Source organism: Streptomyces sp. TLI_053, assembly GCF_900105395.1.
In the GTDB taxonomy this organism is placed as follows: Bacteria; Actinomycetota; Actinomycetes; order Streptomycetales; family Streptomycetaceae; genus Kitasatospora.
The window spans coordinates 7976529-7998089 of sequence record NZ_LT629775.1; the positions used below are offsets into that span (position 1 = coordinate 7976529).

The window sequence follows — 21561 nt, forward strand, 5'->3', positions numbered from 1 at the left end:
GGTGCCGGAACCCTCACACGCCGTCATGCCACGGTCAACGGGCTGGACGCGCGGAACGGGGGGTTGGCAAGTTCCGTCAAGTGCCGCCCCGGATTGTCAAGCAGCCCTGAGTGTGCGGCAGCTGACGGTGCGAAGGGTTTTTCGGCAGGTCGGAGTGCTCGGAGAGGTAGAGACCGGTGGCCCGTAAGGTAGAGACCAATAGAGAGGAGAGGTTGAGACCATCATGTGGAGAGGTTGAGACCAGAGTGCGGAAGTGGTTGAGACCACATCATGTACGGCGGGGGCCCTCGTCCAGTACCGTCCTCCTCAGCGGACCTCTCCCACCGGAGGGCCCGGAACGCACTCGGGAGGGCAGCCCCGTGCACCGCAACCGGGCGGCGACCACGCCCGTCGAGGACCACCTCTGGCAGGCCTTCGGCCGGCAGCTGCGCCAGTGGCGCCGCCGCGCCGGACTGACCCAGGCCCAGCTCGGCGCCGAGATCGGCTACGACCACACCGCCGTCAGCAAACTGGAGCACGGCACCCGCCGCACCAGTCCCCGGATCGCCGACCGCCTCGACGACCTGCTGCGGGCGGGCGGCGAACTGCGCGCCGCCTGCCGCCTCGCCGAGGAGGGCCCCGCCCCGGCCCCCGCCCCCGCGCCCGCCGTCGAGGCACCCCCCGCACCGGCGCCCGGCGACTGGACCCGCCCCCCGCTGCCCGGCCCGCCCGTCGCCGCCCTCGGCCCCGTCCTGCCCGCCGGCCTCGCCGCCCACCTGCCGCACCGCCTCCCCGACTACGGGCTGCTCTGCCCGCTGCACGACGCCGCCGGCTGCGCCGTCCCCGCCCCGGCCGACCTGGCCGCCCTGCACACCGCGTTCCGTGCCGCCGACCCCGACACCGCCGCCCCCGTCGACCCGGACACCGCCCACGCGCTGGCCGGCCTGCTCGCCGCCCACCTGCGGGCCGGCGACAGCCCCACCGCCCCCGGCACCGCGGCCGTCGAGGACACCCTGCGGGTCGTGCTGCGCCGCCTGGCCGCCCACCCGGCCGGCCCCGACCGCCGCCCGCTGGCCCGGCTCGCCGGCGAGTACGCCCACGCCGCCGGCGCCCTGCGGATGCAGGACGGCCGCAACGCCACCGCCATGGCCTGCTTCACCCGCGCCCTCGGCTGGGCCGAACTCGCCGGGGACCACGCCACCCAGGTGGCCGCGCTCAGCGACATGAGCTTCCTCGCCCGCCTCGACGGCGACCCGGACGCCGCCCTCGGCTACGCCCGTGAGATCTCCCGGGTGGCCCCCGCCCGGCACTGGGCCGGCGCCATGGGCCAGATCGCCCGGGCCCGCGCCCACGCCATGACCGGCGACGTCCGCGCCACCGTCCGCCACCTCGGCCGCTCCCGGCTCCACCTCGACCACATCGGCGTCCACGACGAGTCCGACGCCGCCTGGCTCTCCATCGCCTCGATGCGGCTGCGGGTCGAGGCCGGGGCCGCCGCCGCCCTGCGCGACGCGGCGGCCGCCGTCGACGACCCCCGGCTGGCCCGCCGGGCCGTCGACGCCGCCGAGACCGCGCTGGCGCTGCTCGCCCCCGACCAACTTCCCTCCGCCCGCCTGCTGTTCACCGTCCGGGTGGCCGACTGCCACCTGCTCGCCCAGGACCCGCGGGCCGCCGCTGACCTGCTCGGACCGGTACTCGCGGCGGCCGGCGGCGGGGTGGACGGGCTGCCGCCGCTGGTCCGGCGCGAACTCGCCGGACTGCGCCGCCGGCTGGCCGGGCACGGCCTGGCGGGGTGAGCCGGAGGCCGGGGCCCGTGCCCGGGGCCCCGAGCCGCACCGTGGCGGCTGCGCAGCGGTGCGTCACGGTGTGTCGCGGTGTGTCGCGGCCGTGTTGCGCGACCGTTGCGCCCCGTGGCGAACCGGCCGGTGGCCCGGATTCCGGGCCTCGCAGCCGATTGACTCGCTCGCCGGGCACTTCCTAGACTCGGGGCGGCGAAGAGTGTCAGCCACAAGGCCCCGGCCGGCTGACCGGCAACCCCCACACTGCGGTGGGGTGCCCCGGGGATAAGCCAGGTGAGGGTTCGTCGGACCGACGGACCGTCACAAGCGCGGTGCTGGGCCCGGGAGGGCGCGGGGGAACGGAGAACGTCGTGGCACAGCGGGCAGGCGGACAGCGCGCCGGTTCGCAGTCGTCGCCGCTCATCGGTTCGCGTACGACGTCCGCCGCCCCGCTGCTCCGTGCCGACCTCCGCCTGGTCGCCCGCCTCGACGTCGACCTGCTGCGGCGCGCCAGCTCCCTCTGTCGCTGAGCCGGTCGGCCGGCCGGGCGTCCGCCCGCCCCGGTCGGTCCGTCCGATTCCCTCGCCCACGAACCCGCGCGAGGAGGAGCGCCCAGCGGCCCGTCCTCCCGTGCGCCCTGCACCAGGAGAACGGATGTCCCCCCTTCCCGTGTCCCCGCCGCACGATCCGTACGATCCGTCGAGAACCCCGCCGGCCGGCCGCGAGTCCGAGTACCGGCGGCTGCACCACGCCCTCGACCGCTGCTCGGCCGGCGCCGGGAGCGTGATCGTGCTGCACGGTTCGGTCGGCAGCGGGCGCAGCGACCTGCTCTACGCCTTCACCGACAGCGCCGCCGAGCGCGGCGTCCAGGTCCTGGTCGGCACCGGCTCGCCGCTCGAACGCGAGTTCCCGCTCGGCCTGGCCCGGCAGCTCCTCCAGGGTGCCGACCTCGCGCCGGAGGAGGCCGCCGCCGCCGAGGCCCTGCTCGCCGAGGGCGCGGCCTCCGGCACCGTTCCCGCCCCGTCCGACCGCCCTGCCGGACGGCTCGGCCAGCGCGTCCTGGAGGGTCTGTTCCGGCTGGTCCGCGGCCTGGCCGAACGCGCCCCCGTGCTGATCGCCGTCGACGACCGGCAGGACGCCGACCCGCAGTCCCTGGAATTCCTGCTCTACCTGGTCCGCCGCACCCGGGGCACCGGCGTGCTCACCGTCCTCAGCTCCCGCGAGACCATGACCCCGGCGCACCCGCTGTTCGAGGTCGAACTCGCCCGCCAGCCGCACCACCAGCACATCCGGCTCGACCTGCTCGGCACCGACCTCGTCGCCGAGGTGCTGCGCACCCGCCTCGGCGCCGCGGCCGCCGAACGGCACGCCGTCGAGGCGCACGCCCTCACCGGCGGCAACCCGCTGCTCGTGCACAGCCTCGTCGGCGACCAGGAACGGGCCGGCAGCCCCGGCACCCTGGTCGTCGGCGAGGGCTACCGGCGCGGTCTGATGCACTGCCTGCACCGGATCGACCCGCTCGCCCTGCACTACGCGCGCGGCGTCGCCGTCCTCGGCGGCGGCGCCACCCCGGAACTCCTCGCCGAACTGCTGCTGCTCGCCCCCGACGCGCTGCCCCGGGCGCTGTACCTGCTGCACGCGGCCGGGCTCTTCCGCGACGGCGGCTTCCGCCACCCCACCGCCGCCGGGGACCTGCTCGCCGCGATGCGGCCGCTCGAACTCGCGGCCCTGCACCAGCGGGCCGGCCGGCTGCTGCGCGCCGCCGGTGCGACGGCGGCCACCGTCGACGGGCACGCCCGGGTGGCCGAGGGGCATCTGCGCAGCTCGCTCGGACCGGCGCCCGCCGCCGGAGCCGGGGATCCCGGCGCGGTGCTGCCGGAGTTCGGCGGCGGCGGGGCGTGGGAGGGGCCCGGCCACGGGGCCGGGGTGGCGGCGGATGCCACCGAGGCCGAGGCCACGGTCGCGGCCGAGGTCGCGGCCGCGGAGCCGGAGCCGGAGGAGACCGCCGCGACCGGTGGCTTCGGACCGGTGCCGGACCACGCGCTGCGGCTGTGGTCCGGCCCGGCGCCGACCGGCCCCGCCGTCGAGTGCGTCCCCACCCTCCCCGGTACCGTCACCGATGCCGACACCGCGCGGCGCCACGAACTCAAGCGCCTGCGCCACCACTTCTGGCACGGCCGGATCGACGAGGGCACCACCGCGCTCGCCCGCTTCGAAGCCGTCCCCGGCCAGGCCGTCCACACCGAGGCCCTGCGCCACTGGCTCGCCTACTGGTACCCCGCGCTGCTCCCCAACCCCGCCCGCCGGAGCGGTCCGGCCGACGGCGCCACCGCCGACCGGAGCGACGGCATGCGGCTGCTCGCCGCCCTGTTCGCCGGTACCGTGTCCCCGGAGGACGCCGTGGTCCGCGCCGAACTCGTGCTGCGCGCCGGACTCCTCGGCGGCGTGCGCACCGAATCGCTCACCGCCGCGCTCACCGTCCTGCTCTACGCCGACCGCGCCGACCGGGCCGTCCACTGGTGCGCCCCGCTCGCCGAACGCGCCGGCGCCCGCTGCGGCGCCCACTGGAACGCCCTGCTGGCCGCGCTGCGCGCCGAGGCGGCGCTGCGCCAGGGCGACCTGCGGAGCGCCGACGAGGCCGGTCGGGCCGCGTTCGCGCACGTCCGTCCGGAGGCCTGGGGGGTGGCCGTGGGGCTGCCGCTGGCGACCATGGCGGCCGCCCGCACCGCGCTCGGCCTGCACCAGGACGCGGCGCACTTCCTGGAGCTGGCCACCCCGGCGGGCCTGGAGCACACCCCCGCGGGCCTGCACCACCGGTACGCGCTGGCCGGTCACCGGCTCGCCCTCGGCCGGGCCGAGCAGGCCCTCGCCGACTACCGCGCCTGCGGCGACACCATGGCCCGCTGGGGAGTGGACCACCTGCCGGCCATCGCGCCCTGGCGGCTCGGGGCGGCCCGCGCCCAGCTCGCCCTGGGCCGGCCGGGCGGCGCCGCCGCGCTCGCGGACCAGCAGCTCGCCCGGCTGGGGCCGGTCGGCCACCCGAGGATCCGCGGCCTGGCGCTGCGGATCCGGGCGGCGGCGGGCGGACCGGCGGAGCGGACCGAACTGCTGGAACGCGCCGTCGGACTGCTGGAGGAGGCCGGGGCGGAGTCCGAGCTGGCGGCGGCGCTGGGGGAGCTGAGCGAGGCCCACCAGCACGACGGCGACCCGGGCCGGGCCCGCCGGGCGGACCGGCGGCTGCGCCGGACGCCGGTGCTGGCGGTGGTGCCGGTGCCGGTCCGGGCGCAGACGGCCGCGCCGGTGTCGCTGCTGCCGGTGGCGGGTCCCCTCCCGATGGCCGGAGTCCCGGTGGCCGGAGCCTCCGTGACCGCCGTGCCCGTGACCGCCGTGCCGGTGGCCGCGGCGCCCGTGACGGGTGTGCCCGGGGCCGGGGCGCTTCCGGCCGCCACCCCGGCGGAAGGCGTCGGCGCGCTCTCCGAGGCCGAGGGCCGGGTCGCCGAGCTCGCCGCGCGCGGCCTGTCCAACCGGGACATCGCCCGCAAGCTCTACATCACCGTGTCGACCGTCGAGCAGCACCTCACCCGGGTCTACCGCAAGCTCGGCGTGCGCCGCCGGCTCGACCTCGCCCGGCTGCTCGGCCCGGTCCCGCCGGCCGCCGCCGACGGCATCCCGCCGCACCCGGGCTTCCCCCACCGGGCGGACCTGGTCGCCGGCTGAGGCCGGAGCGGTCCGGCGGCTCTGTGTCCGCCGGGTATCGGGCGGCGCTCCACCGTGCATCGGATCGGCGGCCCGGACGCCCCGGTCGGGCCCCGCCCCGGGGCGTCCGGGACTCCGCCGCCGGGCCCGGGCAGCCCGTCCGACCTGCGGATCCGCGCCCGGGCCCGGCGGTGCGGCGGCGGCCGTACGCGCCGTCGCCGGACCGCGGACCGGTCGGCCGCCTGTCGTATCGTTCCCTGGGACGGCCCGTCGCGCCGCCGGCCCCGCATCGGCCGTCCGCCGTCGTGCCGTCCGCCGTCGAGCCGTCCCCGCCCCGCCGTCGCTGTCCCCTCGTCGTTGCCCCGTCGTCCCCGCCCCGCCGTCGCCGCCCCGCCCGAACAGGAGCCGTCCGCCCGTGTCGTCGCCCGATCCCTCGCGCCCCGTCCGCGTGCTGCTGGTCGAGGACGACGACCTGATGCGCCGCTCCTTCACCACGGCGCTGGAGCGCTACGGCTACACGATGACGGCCGCCGCCGACGGCCTCACCGGCCTCGAACTCTTCCGCGACGGAACCTTCGACCTGCTGGTCCTGGACGTCATGCTGCCCGGTCTGGACGGCATCGGCCTGTGCCGCCGGGTCCGCGAGACCAGCCTGGTGCCGGTGCTGATGATGTCCGCGCGCGGCGACGGGCTGGATGTGGTGGCCGGACTGGAGGCCGGCGCCGACGACTACGTGGTCAAGCCCGTCGACACCTTCGTGCTGGTGGCGCGGATCCGCTCGCTGCTGCGGCGGGCCACCTACGCCCCCGCGCCCGCGCCCGCCGGATCCCCGGACCCTGAGCCCGGGGACGCGGTGCTGGTCTTCGGGGACCTCACCGTCGACACCGCGGGCATGGAGGTCTCCGTCGCCGGGAGCCCGGTGGCCCTGACCCCGACCGAACTCAAGCTGCTGCTGGAGTTCGCCGCCCACCCGGGCGTCGTACTGGAGCGCCACACCCTGCTGCGCAACGTCTGGGACTACGGCTGGGACGGCGACAGCCGGGTGGTCGACCTGTGTGTGCAGCGCCTGCGCCGCAAGCTCGGCCGGGAACGGATCGAGACGGTCCGCGGCTTCGGCTACAAGCTCAGGCGCTGAGCCCGGTGCGTCCGTACCTCCGCCCGCGCCCGCACCCCCGCCGGGACCGCCGCCCCCGCCGGATCTCGCTGCGCCGGAAGATCGCGGCGCTGGCCGCCGCCACCGCCTGCCTGGTCGCCGCCGCGGTCGGCGTCCTGGTCCACGTCTGGACCGAGCACGACATCCGCTCCCGCGCCGAGGCCCGGGCGTTCAACTCGGTGTACGCGGCCATGGACGTCTACCGCCGCACCGGCGCCCTGTCCGACGGCGCGGTTCTCGACCCCGCGGAGCTGCCCGCCGCCCTGCGCCACCCGGCCGACGGCGACCGGCACACCGCGGTCGTCGACCGCGTCGAGGGCAACGTCGGCCCGAGCGTCTGGGCCGCCCAGCGCACCGGCGGCCCGGGCAGCCCGGTCCTCGCCGTCCAGGTCAACATGGGCCCGGAACTCTCCGACCTGCCCCGGCTCGACGCGGCGATGGCCGTGGCCTCGCTGATCGCCCTCGCGGCCGCCACCCCGCTCGCCGCCTACGGGGCGGGCCTGCTCGCCCGCCGGCTGCGGCTGGTCGCCGCGACCGCCGACCGGATCGCCGCCGGGGACCTCGACGCCCGCACCGGGCCCACCGGGGGCCGCGACGAGGTGTCCGACATCGCCGTCACCGTCGACCTGATGGCCGACAGCCTCGCCCACCGGCTGCGGGTCGAGCGGCAGTTCACCGCCGACGTGGCCCACGAGCTGCGCACGCCCGTCGGGGGCCTGCTGGCCGCCGCCGACCTGCTGCCGGAGGGCGGGACGGAGGACCGGGTCCGGGCCCGGGTGCGCGACCTGCGGGCGCTGGTCGAGGACCTGTTGGAGATCTCCCGGCTGGACGCCGGGGCCGAGCAGCCGGTGCGGGCCCGGATCCCGCTCGGCGAGGTCGTCCGCGAGGCCGTCCGGCGGACCGGCCTGGACACCGGACTGGACACCGGCGCGGCCGGGGCCGTCGAGACCGACCCGCGCCGACTCGAACGGATCGTCGGCAATCTCGTCGTCAACGCCCACCGGCACGGCGGCGCGCCGGTGCTCGTCACCGTCGAGGGCTCCACCGTGCGGGTCCGCGACCACGGGCCCGGCTTCCCCGCGGACCTGCTCCGGCACGGCCCGCGCCGCTTCCACACCGGCGCCGCCGAACGCGGCGCGGGCCACGGCCTGGGCCTGACCATCGCACTCGGCCAGGCCCGCCTGCTGGGCGCCGACCTGCGCCTCGCCAACGCCCCGGACGGCGGCGCCGTCGCCACCCTCCACCTGCCGGACTGACGTCGGCGACCGGGCGGCGGCCGTCCCGGAGGACCAGGACTCGGCCTTCCGGCCCGCCGCCCGGCGGCCCCGAACTCCTGCTGCGGAACCGACGCGAACCGGAGCCCGCGCCGATACGTCGCGGCGCGGTCGGCCGATACGTCGCCCGGACACCCTTCGAAGTGCACCGAACGCACCCGAGGAGGAGTTCCGCCCCGTGATCACCGACCCGTTCGCCCCCCGCCCGGCCCGCGCCCCGTACCCGGCGCCCGGGATCGCCGCCGCCACCACCGGCCTCACCAAGGTCTACGGTCGCGGGGACACCCGGGTCACCGCGCTCGACGCGGTCACCGTGGCCTTCCGGGAGGCCGAGTTCACCGCGATCATGGGCCCGTCCGGCTGCGGCAAGTCCACCCTGCTGCACTGCGCCGCCGGTCTGGACACCCCCACCGCCGGCTCGGTCCGGATCGGCACCACCGAACTCGGCGGCCTGCGCGACCGTGAGCTCACCCGGTTGCGCCGGGACCGGCTCGGTTTCGTGTTCCAGGCGTTCAACCTGCTGCCCGCGCTCAGCGCGCTGGAGAACATCACGCTCCCGCTCGCGCTGGCCGGGCGCCGGCCCGACCCGGAGTGGCTGGACCGGGTGGTCGCCATGGTGGGCCTGGGCGAACGCCTCGGCCACCGGCCCGCCGAACTGTCGGGCGGCCAGCAGCAGCGCGTGGCGGTCGCCCGCGCCCTGGCCTCGAGGCCCGCGATCGTGTTCGCCGACGAGCCCACCGGCAACCTCGACTCGCGGGCCGGGGCCGAGGTGCTCGGCTTCCTGCGCGAGTCCGTCCACGAGCTGGGGCGGACGGTCGTCATGGTCACCCACGACCCGGTCGCGGCGGGCTACGCGGACCGGGTGCTGTTCCTGGCCGACGGCCGCCCGGTGGACGAGCTGGCCCACCCGACGCCCGAGCGGGTGCTCGACGTGATGCGGACCGTCGACACCCGCGTGCGCACCGGCTGACCGCGACCGCGACCCTGACCGCGACCGCGACCGCGACCGCGACCGCGACCGCGACCGCGACCCCGACCGTGACCGCGACCCCGACCGTGACCGCGACCCCGACCGTGACCGTGGCCGCGCTCGCGAACACGCCGGACCCTCCGCCCGCCACCACCGCCACCGAGAGCCCCGCCATGCTGAGAACAGCCCTGCGCAACGTCCTGGCGCACAAGGCCCGCCTGCTGATGACCGTCCTCGCGATCTGCCTCGGCGTCGCCTTCGCCTCCGGCACCCTCGTGTTCGCCGACTCCACGGCCGCCGCCCACCGGGCCGCCGCTTCCAAGGACTTCGCCGACACCGCCGTGACCGTCACCGCGCTCACCCCCGTCACCGCGGCGGAACCCCCGCCGGGCACGGCCGCCGGGGGCGGACCGGACGGCGTGCTCGACGACGCGCTGGCCGCGAAGCTGGCGGAGGTCCCCGGCGTGGCCGCCGTCCGGCCCCGGGCCGACGGCACTGCCGTGCTGAACGCCGCCGACGGCGGCCCGCTGCGGGTCCGGCCCGGCGCCAACCTCGCCGCCGCGTACACGCCCGGCGCCGACGGCACCGACCCCCGGCACCCCCTGGTCGAGGGCCGCGCCCCCGTCGGCGCCGACGAGATCGCCCTCGACCGGGGCACCGCCGCCGCCGGACACCTGCGCCTCGGCGACGCCGTCACCCTCGCCACCGACGGCCCGGCCCGCACCGCCCGTCTGACCGGCCTCGTCACCACCACGGACACCCGGATCACCGCGGGCGGCACCCTCGTCCTGTTCGACCGGGCGACCGCCCAGCGGCTGTTCGCCACCCCCGGCCACTGGACCGCCCTGGACGTCTCCGCCACCCCCGGCACCGGTCAGTACGAGCTGGCGCGGCGGATCACCGAACTGCTCCCCGCCGACCGGGCCGAGGCCACCACCGGCCTCGCGTTGGCCGACCAGCAGGCCCGCTACGTCGGCACCCTGACCCGTGGTTACCAGAAGCTGCCGCTGGTCTTCGCCGGTGTCTCGCTCTTCATCGGCTCCTTCCTGGTCGTCAACACCTTCACCATGCTGATCACCCGCCGCACCCGGGAGATCGCGCTGCTGCGGGCGGTCGGCGCCACCCGCCGCCAGGTGGTGCGCTCGCTGCTCGCCGAAGCGCTGCTGGTCGGCCTGGCCGCCTCCGCGGCCGGATTCGTCCTCGGCCTCGGCATCGCCGAACTGCTGCCCGGCCTGCTGGGCACCGACGGCGACCGGCTGCCGGAGGGCCCGCTGGTGATCGGGCCCCGGCCGGTCGCGGCGGCACTGTTCGTCGGTGTCGGCGTGACCGTGCTAGCCGCCTGGCTGCCGGCCCGCCGGGCCGCCCGGATCGCCCCCGTCGAGGCACTCCGCGCGGCGGAGCGCCCCGCCGCCCGCTCGCGGCTGCGCCCCGTCGCCGGGGCCGGACTGCTGCTGCTCGGGGCCGGCCTGCTGGTCGCCCTCGCCGGTCACGCGGAGGACGCCTCCGAGGCCAACCTGCGCAATGCCATGCTGGCCTGCGGTGCCCTCGTCGTCGGCCTGATCGTGCTGGCGCCCGCCCTCGCCGCCCCGGCCGTCCGGCTGACCGGGCCGCTCACCCGGCGCTTCGGCGTCACCGGCCTGCTCGCCCGGCAGAACGTGCTGCGCGACCCGCGCCGCACCGCGGCCACCGCCGCCACCCTGCTCGTCAGTACCGCACTGGTCGGCGGGCTCGCCACGGTCGGCCACTCCACCGGGCGGGCGCTCGACCGGCAGGCCGCGGCCGGGCTCGACGCGGACTGGGTGGTCGCCACCGGCAGCACCATGACCGGCATCGACCCGGAGGCCGTGCGGCGGGTCGCCACCGTCCCGGGGGTGCGGACGGCCGCGGCCGTCGCGGACTCCACGCTGTTCCTCGGCGGCACGGTCCGGGAGGTCTCCGGCGTCGACCCGGCGACGGCCGGGCGCGTCCTGCGGCTCGACTTCGTCAGCGGCTCCCTCCAGGACCTCGGTCCGGGCCGGATCGCCGTCTCCCGCAGCACCGCCCGGGAGAACGGACTGACCACCGGCGACCGGGTCACCACGTCTATCGGCCGCAACCGCGAGCCCGCCACCGTCACCGTCGTCGGCGTCTACCAGGACAACCCCACCGCCCGCGACGCGCTCGCCGTCCGCGAGGACGTCCAGCGGGACGCCTTCCGCCCCGGCAGCGTCCAGCGGATCCTGGTCCGCGCGGACGGGGCCACCGCGCGGCAGCTGCGCACCGCCGTCGGCGACAACCCGCTGCTGAGGGTGGAGAGCCGGGCCGAGCTGGTCCGGGCGGCAGGGGGCGTGACGAGCAGCCTGCTCAGCCTGACGTACGGGCTGCTCGGGATCGGGGTCCTGATCTCCGCCCTCGGGATCGTCAACACCCTGGTCATGTCGGTCACCGAACGCACCCGCGAGATCGGCGTCCTGCGCGCGGTCGGCATGGACCGGGCCGCCGTCCGCCGGACGATCCGGCTGGAGGCGGTGACGGTGGCGCTCTTCGGCACCGTGCTGGGCCTGGCGGCCGGACTGTTCGGTGCCTGGGGGGTCGGCGCCCTGGCGGGCGGGGCCGTCCCGCAGTACCGGCTGGAGCTGCCCTGGCCGACGCTGCTGCTGATCTGCCTGGCGTCGCCGGTGGTCGGCGCGCTCGCCGCCGCCGTCCCGGCCCGCCGGGCCGCCGGTCTGGGGCCGCTGGAGGCCGTCGCCGAGCGGTGACGGGCGGCCCTGGCGGGGTCGGCTCCCGGCCGGCGGTCCGGTCGGGGTCGGCCTCCGGCTCGCGGTCGGGGTCCCGCCCGGCTCGCGGCCGGCTCCCGGCGGTGACGGACCGTCGGCCGGTGGTGACGGGCCGTCGGCGCACCGGGTGCCGACGGCCTCCCGGGGCGGCCGGAGGCCGTTCCCGGCCTGGTCGGAGGCGTCATAGGGGTTCGACAGGGGTTGGCTAGGGGGCCGGTGGGCCGGGGGCCACGGAACGCTGAGGTCCGTCACCCGAGCCGCCGGCCCTCAGGAGTGGAACCACCATGGCGCCCCTGGAACCCCTCGACCCGTCCGTCCCGCAGTCCGGCCCGCCGGAGGCGGTGGCCGTCGTCGGCGCCGCCTGCCGCCTGCCCGGCGCGGCGGACCCCGAGGCGTTCTGGCGGCTGCTCGACACCGGCACCAGCAGTGTCGGCACCGTCCCGCCGGGCCGGTTCGCCGACGCGACCCGTCCGCGGCTGGCCGCCGGCTGGCTCGACCGGGTCGACCTCTTCGACGCCGAGTTCTTCGGCCTCGCGGCCGGGGAGGCCGCCGCCGCCGACCCGCAGCAGCGGCTCGTGCTGGAACTCGCCTGGGAGGCCCTGGAGGACGCGGGCATCCTTCCCGCCGCCCTGGCCGGGCGGCGGGCCGGCGTCTTCGTCGGCGCCATCGCCGGTGACTGGAGCACCCTCACCACCGGGGCCGACGCGATCACCCGGCACAGCCTCACCGGCGTCAACCGGGGCCTGATCGCCAACCGCGTCTCCCACGCCCTCGACCTGCGCGGCCCCAGCCTCACCGTCGACTCCGCGCAGTCCTCCTCGCTGGTCGCCGTCCACCTCGCGCTGGAGAGCCTGCGCACCGGCGAGTCGGACGTCGCCCTGGTCGCCGGCGTCAACCTCAACCTCGCCCCCGGGTCCACCCTCACCGTCGAGCGGTTCGGCGCCCTGTCGCCCGAGGGCCGCTGCGCCACCTTCGACGCCGGGGCCGACGGCTACGCGCGCGGTGAGGGCGCGGTGCTGCTGGTGCTGAAGCCGCTCGCCCGCGCCGTCGCCGACGGCGACCCGGTGCACGCCGTGCTGCTCGGCAGCGCGGTCAACAGCGACGGCGGGACCGACGGACTCACCGTGCCGAGCGCCGAGGCCCAGGCCGCGGTGATCCGCGCCGCCGCCCGGCGTGCGGACGTCGCCCCCGGCCTGGTCCAGTACGTCGAACTGCACGGGACCGGCACCCGGGTCGGCGACCCGGTCGAGGCCGCCGGCCTCGGTGCCGCGCTGGGCGCGGGCCGCCCGGCGGACCGGCCGCTGCTGGTCGGCTCCGCGAAGACCAATGTGGGCCACCTGGAGGGCGCGGCGGGCCTGGTCGGCCTGCTGAAGACGGTCCTGGCGGTGCGCCACCGCCGGCTGCCCGCCAGCCTCAACTTCCGTACGCCCAACCCGGACATCGACTTCGACCGGCTCGGCCTGGCCGTCCGTACCGGGTCCGGTCCGTGGCCGGACCCGCAGGGCCGGCTGATCGCCGGGGTCAGCTCCTTCGGCGTGGGCGGCACCAACGCCCACGTCCTGGTCGCCGACGCCCCGGAGACAGCTCCGGAGGCGGCTCCGGAGGCGGCCCCGGGCGCGGCCGGGGGAGGCACCCCGGCGGAGCCGACGCCGTGGCCGGCGCTCTGGCCGCTGTCCGCGCGGACCCCGGCCGGGCTGCGCGAACAGGCCCTCCGCCTCGGGGAGTTCGCGGCCGGGCGGGAGGATCTGGCGCCGGCGGACCTCGGGCGGGCGCTGGCCACCACCCGGACCGCCTTCGAGTACCGGGCCGCCGTCACCGGCACCGACCGGTCCGAGCTGCTCGCCGGTCTGGACGCCCTCGCCGGGGGCGGCCAGCTGCCGGGTCTGGTGCAGGGCCGGGCGGTGCTGCCGTCGCCGCTGTCGGCGTCGGGCGGCACCGTGCTGGTCTTCCCCGGCCAGGGGGCCCAGTGGGACGCCATGGCGCGCGAACTGCTCGACACCGCACCGGTGTTCGCGGCGAAGATCGAGGACTGCGAGCGGGCCCTCGCCCCGCACGTGGACTGGTCGCTCGACGCGGTGCTGCGCGGCCGGGCGGGAGCGCCCGGCCTGGACCGGGTCGACGTCGTCCAGCCCGCCCTGTTCGCCGTGATGGTGGCCCTGGCCGCGCTCTGGGAGGCGGCGGGGGTGCGGCCCGATGCCGTGATCGGCCATTCCCAGGGCGAGATCGCCGCCGCGCAGGTGGCCGGCGCGCTCTCGCTGGAGGACGCGGCCGCCGTGGTCGCCCTTCGGTCGCGGGCGATCGCCGGGCTCGGCCTGACCGGCCGGGGCGCGATGGCCGCCGTCCCGCTGCCCGTCGCCGAGGTCGAGGCCGCGATCGCCGCCGTGCCGGACCCGGCCCTGATCGGTGTAGCCGCCGTCAACGGCCCCACCTCGACGGTGGTTTCGGGCGAGCGGGAGGCCGTCGAGGCGCTGGTCGAGCGCTACCGGGCGGAGGGCGTGCGGGCCAAGCTCGTCCCCGTCGACTACGCCTCGCACTCCGCACAGATGGAGCCGCTGCGCGAGTCCCTGCCCGCACTGCTGGCCGGGATCCGCCCGCGCACCGGTGATGTCGCGTTCTACTCGACGCTCACCGGCGGCCGCCTCGACACCGCAGGGCTGGACGGCGGGTACTGGTTCCGCAACCTGCGCGGCACCGTCCGGCTGGACCGGGCCGTGCGGGCCGCCCTGGCCGACGGCCACCGGGCCTTCGTCGAGAGCAGCCCCCACCCCGTACTCACCCTCGGCCTGGGCGAGTTGACGGACGGCGCGGCCGCGGTCACCGGAACGCTGCGCCGCGACCACGGCGGCCTGGACCAGTTCGGCGGCTCCGTCGCCGAGCTGTTCGTGCGCGGCGGCGCGGTCGACTGGCACGCCTGGTCCGGGCCGGGGCAGCGGCTCACCGGGCTGCCGACGTACGCGTTCCAGCGGCGCCGGCTCTGGCTGCCGGACGGCGGGCCGGTCGCGGTGGCGACCGGGCCGGGCCGTCCGGTGACCGAGGAGCCGGTGGCCGTCCCGGAGGCTCCCGCCCCGGACGGGGCGCCCACCGTGGACGAGGCGCCCGCCCTGGACGAGGCCGCCGCCCTGGCCGCCGTCCGCGCGGGCGCGGCGATCGTGCTGGGCGAGCCCGGCGGGGCGGAGGCCGTGGACCCGGACCGCACCTTCAAGGACCTCGGCTTCGACTCCGTCGCCTCGGTCGAGTTCCGCGACCGCCTCGCGGGCTCGGTCGGCCGCGCCCTGCCGACCAGCCTGGTGTACGACCGGCCGACTCCGCGCGCGGTCGCGGCGTTCCTCGCCGCCCGGCCGGACGCCGCCCGGCCGGAGGCCACCGGTGCGGGAGCCCGAGGTGCGGGTGCGGGATCCGGTCCTGCCGCTCACGGAACGGCCGCCGCACGGGAGGCGGACGACCCGGTCGCCGTGGTCGCCCTCAGCGGTCGCTGGCCGGGCGGCGCCGACACCCCCGAGCAGTTGTGGGAGCTGCTGCGCGACGGCCGGGACGCCATCGGCCCGTTCCCGGAGAACCGGGGCTGGGACCTCGACGCCCTGTTCGACCCGGACGGCGAGCGGCCCGGCACCTCCTACACCCGCCAGGGCGGATTCCTCCACGACGCCGACGAGTTCGACGGCGCCTTCTTCGGCATCCCGCCGCGCGAGGCGGCCGCGACCGACCCCCAGCAGCGGCTGCTGCTGGAGTCCGCCTGGGAGCTGACCGAACGGGCCGGCATCGTCCCGGCGGCCCTGCGCGGCACCCGCACCGGCGTGTTCGTCGGCGTGATGCCGCAGGACTACGGCCCGCGCCTGCACGAGACGCCGCCCGGGTACGAGGGGCACGCCCTCACCGGCACCCTGACCTCCGTCGCCTCCGGTCGGCTCGCTTACGCGCTCGGGCTGGAGGGGCCGGCGATCACCGTCGACACCGCCTGCTCGTCCTCGCTGGTCGCGATCCACCTGGCCGCGCAGGCGCTGCGCGCGGGGGAGTGCGACCTCGCCCTCGCGGGCGGTGCCACGGTGATGTCCTCGCCCGGCATGTTCACCGAGTTCAGCCGTCAGCGCGGCCTGGCCCCGGACGGCCGCTGCAAGCCGTTCGCGGCCGCCGCCGACGGCACCGCCTGGGCCGAGGGCGTCGGGCTGGTGCTGCTGGAGCGGCTCTCCGCGGCCCGCCGCAACGGGCACCGGGTGCTGGCGCTGCTGCGGGGCAGTGCCGTGAACCAGGACGGCGCCTCCAACGGGCTGACCGCCCCCAACGGCCCGGCCCAGGAGCGGGTGATCCGCCAGGCGCTCGACGCCGCCGGTCTCACCCCGGCCGAGGTGGACGCGGTGGAGGCGCACGGCACCGGTACCGCGCTCGGCGACCCGATCGAGGCCCGCGCGCTGCTCGCCACCTACGGGCAGCGGGGCCCGGGCGGACAGCCGGTCCTGCTGGGCTCGTCGAAGTCCAACCTCGGGCACACCCAGGCCGCCGCCGGGGTCACCGGGGTGATCAAGCTGGTCCAGGCGCTGCGGCACGGCGAACTGCCGGGCACGCTGCACCTGGACGCGCCCTCGCCGCACGTCGACTGGTCGGCGGGCAGCGTGGAACTGCTCGACGGGACGCGCGCCTGGCCCGTCACGGGCCGGCCGCGCCGGGCGGCGGTGTCCTCGTTCGGGATCAGCGGCACCAACGCGCACCTGATCCTGGAGGCGGCACCGGAGGAGCCCGAGCTTTCCGAGGAGCACACGGCGCTGTCCGACGCCCCGCTGCTGCTGTCGGCCCGGACGCCCGCCGCCCTGCGGGCCCAGGCCGCCCGGCTGCTGGACGCGGTCGCGCCCGACGCCCCGGGTGTCGCCCGGGCCCTGGCCACCGGACGCACCCACTTCGCGCACCGGGCCGCCGTCCTGGCCGGCCCGGTCGAGGCCCGCACCGAGGCCCTGCGGGCACTCGCCGAGGGCGAGCAGGACGCGCCCGGCCTGCTCCGGGCCGAGGCCGCCCGCCCGTCCGGACCGGCCTTCCTCTACTCCGGCCAGGGCAGCCAGCGGCCGGGCGCCGGCCGCGAACTGTACGCCGGGGAGCCGGTGTTCCGGGCCGCCGTGGACGAGCTCGCGGAGCTGTTCGCCCCGCACCTGGCCACGCCGCTGACCGAGGTGCTGTTCGCCGAACCCGGCACCGCACCGGCCGCCCTGCTGGACACCACCGCCTACACCCAGCCCGCCCTGTTCACCCTGCACGTCGCCCTGCACCGGCTCGCCGTCCAGGCGTACGGCCTGCGTCCGGAGCGGCTGATCGGCCACTCCATCGGCGAGTTGAGCGCCGCGCACCTGGCCGGTGTGCTCACCCTGCCCGACGCGGTGGCGCTGGTGGCCGCGCGCGGCCGGCTGATGGAGGCGCTGCCCGCGCACGGCGCGATGGCCGCGATCGGGGCCACCGAGGCCGAGGTCGCGCCCGAACTTGCCGCGCTCGCCGACCGGGTGGCGATCGCCGCCGTCAACGGCCCGTCGTCCGTGGTCCTTTCCGGTGACGAGACCGAGGTCCGCCGACTGGCCGAGGACTGGCGGGCACGCGGACGGCGGGTGAAGCTGCTGACGGTCGGCCGGGCGTTCCACTCGCCGCACATGGACGCCGTGCTGGACGAGTTCCGCGCGGTCGCGGAGCGGCTCGACTACCAGGAGCCGCACACCCCCGTCGTCTCCAACCTGCACGGCGGCCTCGCCCGGGCCGGGGAGCTGACCGACCCCGGCTACTGGGTGCGGCACATCCGGGAGGCGGTCCGCTTCCACGACGGCGTGCGCACCCTGGACGGCCTCGGCACCACCGCCTACCTGGAACTCGGCCCCGGCCCCGTGCTGACCGCCCTCGCCGAGGAGGCGCTCGCCGACGCGGACACGGCCCTCCCCGCCCCGCCCGCGCGGGCGATCGCGGCGCTGCTGCGCGCCGACCGGCCGGAGCGGGCGACCGTCGCCGAGGCGCTGGCCCGGCTGCACGTGCACGGGGTGCCGGTCGACTGGGCCGCCGCCCTGCCGGCCGCCCCCGGGGCCGGCCGCCCCGAGCTGCCCACCTACCCCTTCGAACGCCGCCGGCACTGGCTGGACACTCCGGCCGGGCACACTGCCGACGGCCCCGGCGGTCTCGCCCCGACCGGCCACCCGCTGCTCACCGGCGTCACCGAACTCCCCGACGGCGAGGGCTGGTTGTTCACCGGCCGGCTCTCGCTGCGGACCCACCCGTGGCTGGCCGACCACTCCGTGGCCGGTGCCGTCCTGCTGCCGGGCACCGCCTTCCTTGAGCTGGCCGTGCAGGCCGCGCTGCGGTCCGGTGCCGCCCGGGTGGAGACGCTGGACCTGGCCGCGCCGCTGGCCCTGCCGGCCGCCGCGAGGGCGGGGGTGCGGCTCCAGGTGCTGCTGGGCGCCGCCGACGAGGAGGGACGCCGCCCGCTGCGGATCCGCTCCCAGCCCGAGGCCGGGGACTCCGGGGACGCCGACTGGACCACCCACGCGACCGGCGCGGTCGCCGTCGCCCCGGGGGAGCCCGCCGGGCCCGACGCCTCCGCCGGGCCCGACGCCTCCGCCGAGCCCGCTGCCGCCGTGCCGCTCGACCTCGCCGACGCCTACGACCGCCTCGCCGAGCGCGGCTACCACTACGGGCCCGCCTTCCGGGGCCTCACCGCCGCCGCCGTCGACGGCGAGCGGCGCTACGCCGAGGTCACCGCGCCGCCGGTGCTGCCCGCCGTCGGGGCCGAGGCCTACGCCCTCCACCCGGCCCTGCTGGACGCCGTGCTGCACGCCGTCGTGCTGGACGCCGACCGGACGGTGCTGCCGTTCTCCTGGCGGGACGTCACCGTGCACCGCACCGGTACCGGGACCGGCGCCCTGCGGGCCCGGATCACCCCGGCCGGGCCCGACACCGTCGCGCTGGAGCTGACCGACCCGGCCGGGCTGCCGGTCGCTACCGTCGGCGCACTGACCCTGCGTGCCCCGGCCGCCGCCGGCCCGGACTCGCTCCACCGGCTGGACTGGCACCCGCTGACGGCCGCCGACGCCCCGCCCGTCGACTGGGCCCTGCTGGCCGACCCGGCCTCAGCAGCCTCAGCCGCCGAGTCCGCCGAGTCCGCCGAGTCCGCCGAGTCCGCCGCGCCGGTCGACCCGGCCGACCCGGTCGAGGGACAGCCCGTGCTCGCCTCCCTCGCCGGGGCCGCCCCCGGGCAGAGCGTGCTGGCCCCCGTCCGCACCGCCGAACAGGCACTCGCCCTGCTGCACGGCTGGCTGGACGCCACGCACACCGGCATCCTCGCGCTGCTCACCGAGCACGCCGTCGCCACCCACCCCGGCGAGGACGTCCCCGAACCGGCGGCCGGCGCGGTCTGGGGCCTGGTCCGCACCGCCCAGGCCGAACACCCCGACCGCTTCGTCCTGCTGGACACCGACGGCACCCCCGCGAGTCGCGCCGCCCTTGGTGCGGCGCTCGCCGCCGCGCAGCGCACCGCTCCCGAGGGCGAGCCCCAACTCGCCCTCCGCGCGGGGGAGATCCTCGTCCCCAGGATCGGCCGCCCCCGCCCGGGCGACCGGCTCGACCCCGGCGCCGCCGACACCTGGCGGCTCGACACCGCCACCCCCGGCAGCCTGGACTCGCTCGCCCTGCTGCCCGCCCCCGAGGCCCGCCGGCCACTGGCCGCCGGGGAGGTCCGGATCGCCCTGCGCGCCGCCGGCCTCAACTTCCGGGACGTGCTGATCACCCTCGGCCTCTACCCGGGCGGCGCCCGGATCGGCGCCGAGGGAGCGGGTACCGTCCTGGAGACCGGCCCCGGCGTCACCGGACTGAGGCCCGGCGACCGGGTGATGGGCCTGGTGCAGGGCACCCTCGGCCCGGTCGCCGTCACCGACCACCGACTGCTCCTCCCCGTCCCCGAGGGCTGGAGCTGGGCCGAGGCCGCCACCGCCCCGGTCGCCTTCCTCACCGCCTACCACGGCCTCTACGACCTCGCCCGGCTGCGGTCCGGCGAGTCCGTGCTGATCCACGCCGCGACCGGCGGCGTCGGCCAGGCGGCCGTCCAACTCGCCCGGCACGGCGGCTCGGTGGTGCTCGCCACGGCCGGTCCCGGCAAGTGGGGCGTGCTCCGCGGGCTCGGCCTGGTCGGCGACCGGGTCGCCTCCAGCCGCACCCTCGACTTCGAACCGGCCTTCCGCACGGCCACCGGCGGCCGGGGCGTCGACGTCGTCCTCAACGCGCTGGCCCACGAGTTCACCGACGCCTCGCTGCGCCTGCTCGCCCCCGGCGGCCGGTTCGTCGAGATGGGCAAGACCGACCCGCGCGACCCTGCCGTCGTCGCCGCCGACCACGACGGCGCCGCCTACCTGGCCTTCGACCTGTTCGACGTCGACCCCGACCGGATCGCCGCGATCCTCGCCGAACTCGCCGGGCTCTTCGCCGAGGGCGCGCTGCGCCCGCTGCCGGTGCACGCCCAGGACGTCCGGCAGGCCCCGCAGGCGGTGCGCCGGCTGAGCCAGGCCCGGCACACGGGCAAGCTCGCGCTGACCCTGCCCGCCCCGCTCGACCCCGAGGGCACCGTGCTCGTCACCGGCGGTACCGGCGCCCTCGGCCGGCTCGTCGCCCGCCGCCTGGTCGACCGGCACGGCGTGCGGCACCTGCTGCTCGCGAGCCGGCGCGGGCCGTCGGCCCCGGGCGTGGCCGAACTGGTCGCCGAACTGGCGCAGTCGGGTGCCGAGGTGACCGTGCGGGCCGCCGACCTCGGCGACCGGGACGCCGTCGCGGAACTGCTCGCGGCCGTCCCCGCCGAGCGCCCGCTGACCGCCGTGGTGCACACCGCCGGAGTACTGGACGACGCCGTGCTCGGCTCGCTCACCGCCGAGCGGCTGCGCACCGTGGGCCGCCCCAAGGCCGACGGCGCCCGGCACCTGCACGAGCTGACCCGCTCCCAGGACCTCGCCGCGTTCGTCCTGTTCTCCTCCGCCGTGGGCCTGCTGGGCAATCCGGGCCAGGCCAACTACGGGGCCGCCAACGCCGAGCTGGACGCGCTGGCGCAGCACCGGACGGTGCGGGGGCTGCCCGCGGTCTCGCTCGCCTGGGGCCACTGGGCGCAGGCCGAGGGCGGTATGGCGGCCGGCCTCGGCGCCGCCGAGCGGGAGCGCCTGGGCGCCACCGGTCTGGCGCCGATGACCGACGAGCAGGCGCTCGCGCTGTTCGACGCCGCGCTCGGCTCCCCGACGGCCGCTCCGGGAACCCGGGGCGTCCCGGACGCCGCCCTGGTGGCGGCCCGGCTCGACCCGGCGGCCGTGCCCGCCGACCGGCTGGCACCGGTGCTGCGCGGACTCGCCCGGCACCGGCCCCGCCCGGCCGCCCGGGGCGGCGCCGACGGCCCGGCCGCGCTGCTGGCCCGACTGGCCGGGCAGCCGGCGGCCGAGCAGGAACGGCAGCTGCTGGCGCTGGTCCGCACCACCGCGGCGGCCGTGCTCGGCCACCCGGACGCGACTGCGATCCGGCCGGAACTCGGCTTCATGGACAGTGAGTTCGACTCCCTCGGAGTGATCGAGCTGCGGAACCGGATCAACACCGCGACCGGTCTGCGACTGCCCACCACCGCCCTCTTCGACCATCCCACCCCGGCCGCCCTCGCCGCCCATCTGCGCGAGCGGCTCGCCCCGGCACCGGCCGAAGCGTCAGCAGCGCCGGCCGGCCCCGCCGACGCGGTCGAACCCGTGGACGCGGCCGTCGAGTTCGACCGGCTGGAGCGCGCCCTGACCGCCCTCGCCGCCGACCCGGCCGCCCGCGCCGGGGCCGTCGACCGGCTCACCGCGCTGCTCGCCGGCCTGACCGGCCCGCCCCCTGGTGAAGGCGACGGCGACCTCGCCACCCGCATCACCGATGTCAGTGACGACGACATCTTCGACTTCATCGACAACGAGCTCGGCATTTCCTGAGAGAGGCACCG

At 77.9% G+C, this 21561-nt stretch carries 8 protein-coding genes and 1 riboswitch; all 8 genes read left to right on the plus strand.

Annotation, left to right across the window (positions count from 1 at the left end):
• Positions 1-359: 359 nt before the first annotated feature.
• The 8 genes from BLU95_RS33310 to BLU95_RS33340 all read left to right on the plus strand — a co-directional run bounded on the left by BLU95_RS33310 (position 360) and on the right by BLU95_RS33340 (position 21550).
• Complete coding sequence (locus tag BLU95_RS33310; RefSeq protein ID WP_159425088.1) at positions 360-1775, plus strand: helix-turn-helix domain-containing protein; 1416 nt, start codon at positions 360-362, stop codon at positions 1773-1775.
• 194 nt (positions 1776-1969) lie between these two features.
• A riboswitch (SAM riboswitch) is annotated at positions 1970-2093 on the plus strand.
• A gap of 35 nt (positions 2094-2128) precedes the next feature.
• Positions 2129-2287: a hypothetical protein gene (locus BLU95_RS42590; RefSeq protein ID WP_159425089.1), complete on the plus strand. Its 159-nt coding sequence runs from the start codon at positions 2129-2131 to the stop codon at positions 2285-2287.
• A gap of 124 nt (positions 2288-2411) precedes the next feature.
• Complete coding sequence (locus tag BLU95_RS33315; protein WP_093863257.1) at positions 2412-5474, plus strand: helix-turn-helix transcriptional regulator; 3063 nt, start codon at positions 2412-2414, stop codon at positions 5472-5474.
• Between the two features lie 394 nt (positions 5475-5868).
• Entirely contained in the window at positions 5869-6588 is a 720-nt protein-coding gene (gene cseB, locus BLU95_RS33320) for a two-component system response regulator CseB (protein WP_286158595.1), read from the plus strand.
• Positions 6589-6593: 5 nt separating this feature from the next.
• Positions 6594-7862, plus strand: a complete 1269-nt coding sequence (locus BLU95_RS33325; protein ID WP_231978007.1) for a sensor histidine kinase — start codon at positions 6594-6596, stop codon at positions 7860-7862.
• Positions 7863-8058: 196 nt separating this feature from the next.
• Positions 8059-8850 (plus strand): ABC transporter ATP-binding protein, encoded by a 792-nt coding sequence (locus BLU95_RS33330; RefSeq protein ID WP_093863258.1) that lies wholly within the window; start codon positions 8059-8061, stop codon positions 8848-8850.
• 68 nt (positions 8851-8918) lie between these two features.
• Positions 8919-11588 carry an ABC transporter permease gene (locus BLU95_RS33335; protein WP_353653519.1) on the plus strand — a complete coding sequence of 890 codons (2670 nt, stop codon included), beginning with the start codon at positions 8919-8921 and terminating at the stop codon, positions 11586-11588.
• Between the two features lie 302 nt (positions 11589-11890).
• On the plus strand, positions 11891-21550 hold the full coding sequence (locus BLU95_RS33340; protein ID WP_093863259.1) for a type I polyketide synthase: 9660 nt from the start codon (positions 11891-11893) through the stop codon (positions 21548-21550).
• The last annotated feature ends 11 nt before the right edge of the window (positions 21551-21561 follow it).

Bases quoted from the DNA above. Each gene is read 5' to 3' on its own strand.
- BLU95_RS33315 (WP_093863257.1), top strand. From the start codon at position 2,412: ATGTCCCCCCTTCCCGTGTCCCCGCCGCACGATCCGTACGATCCGTCG.
- BLU95_RS33340 (WP_093863259.1), top strand. From the start codon at position 11,891: ATGGCGCCCCTGGAACCCCTCGACCCGTCCGTCCCGCAGTCCGGCCCG.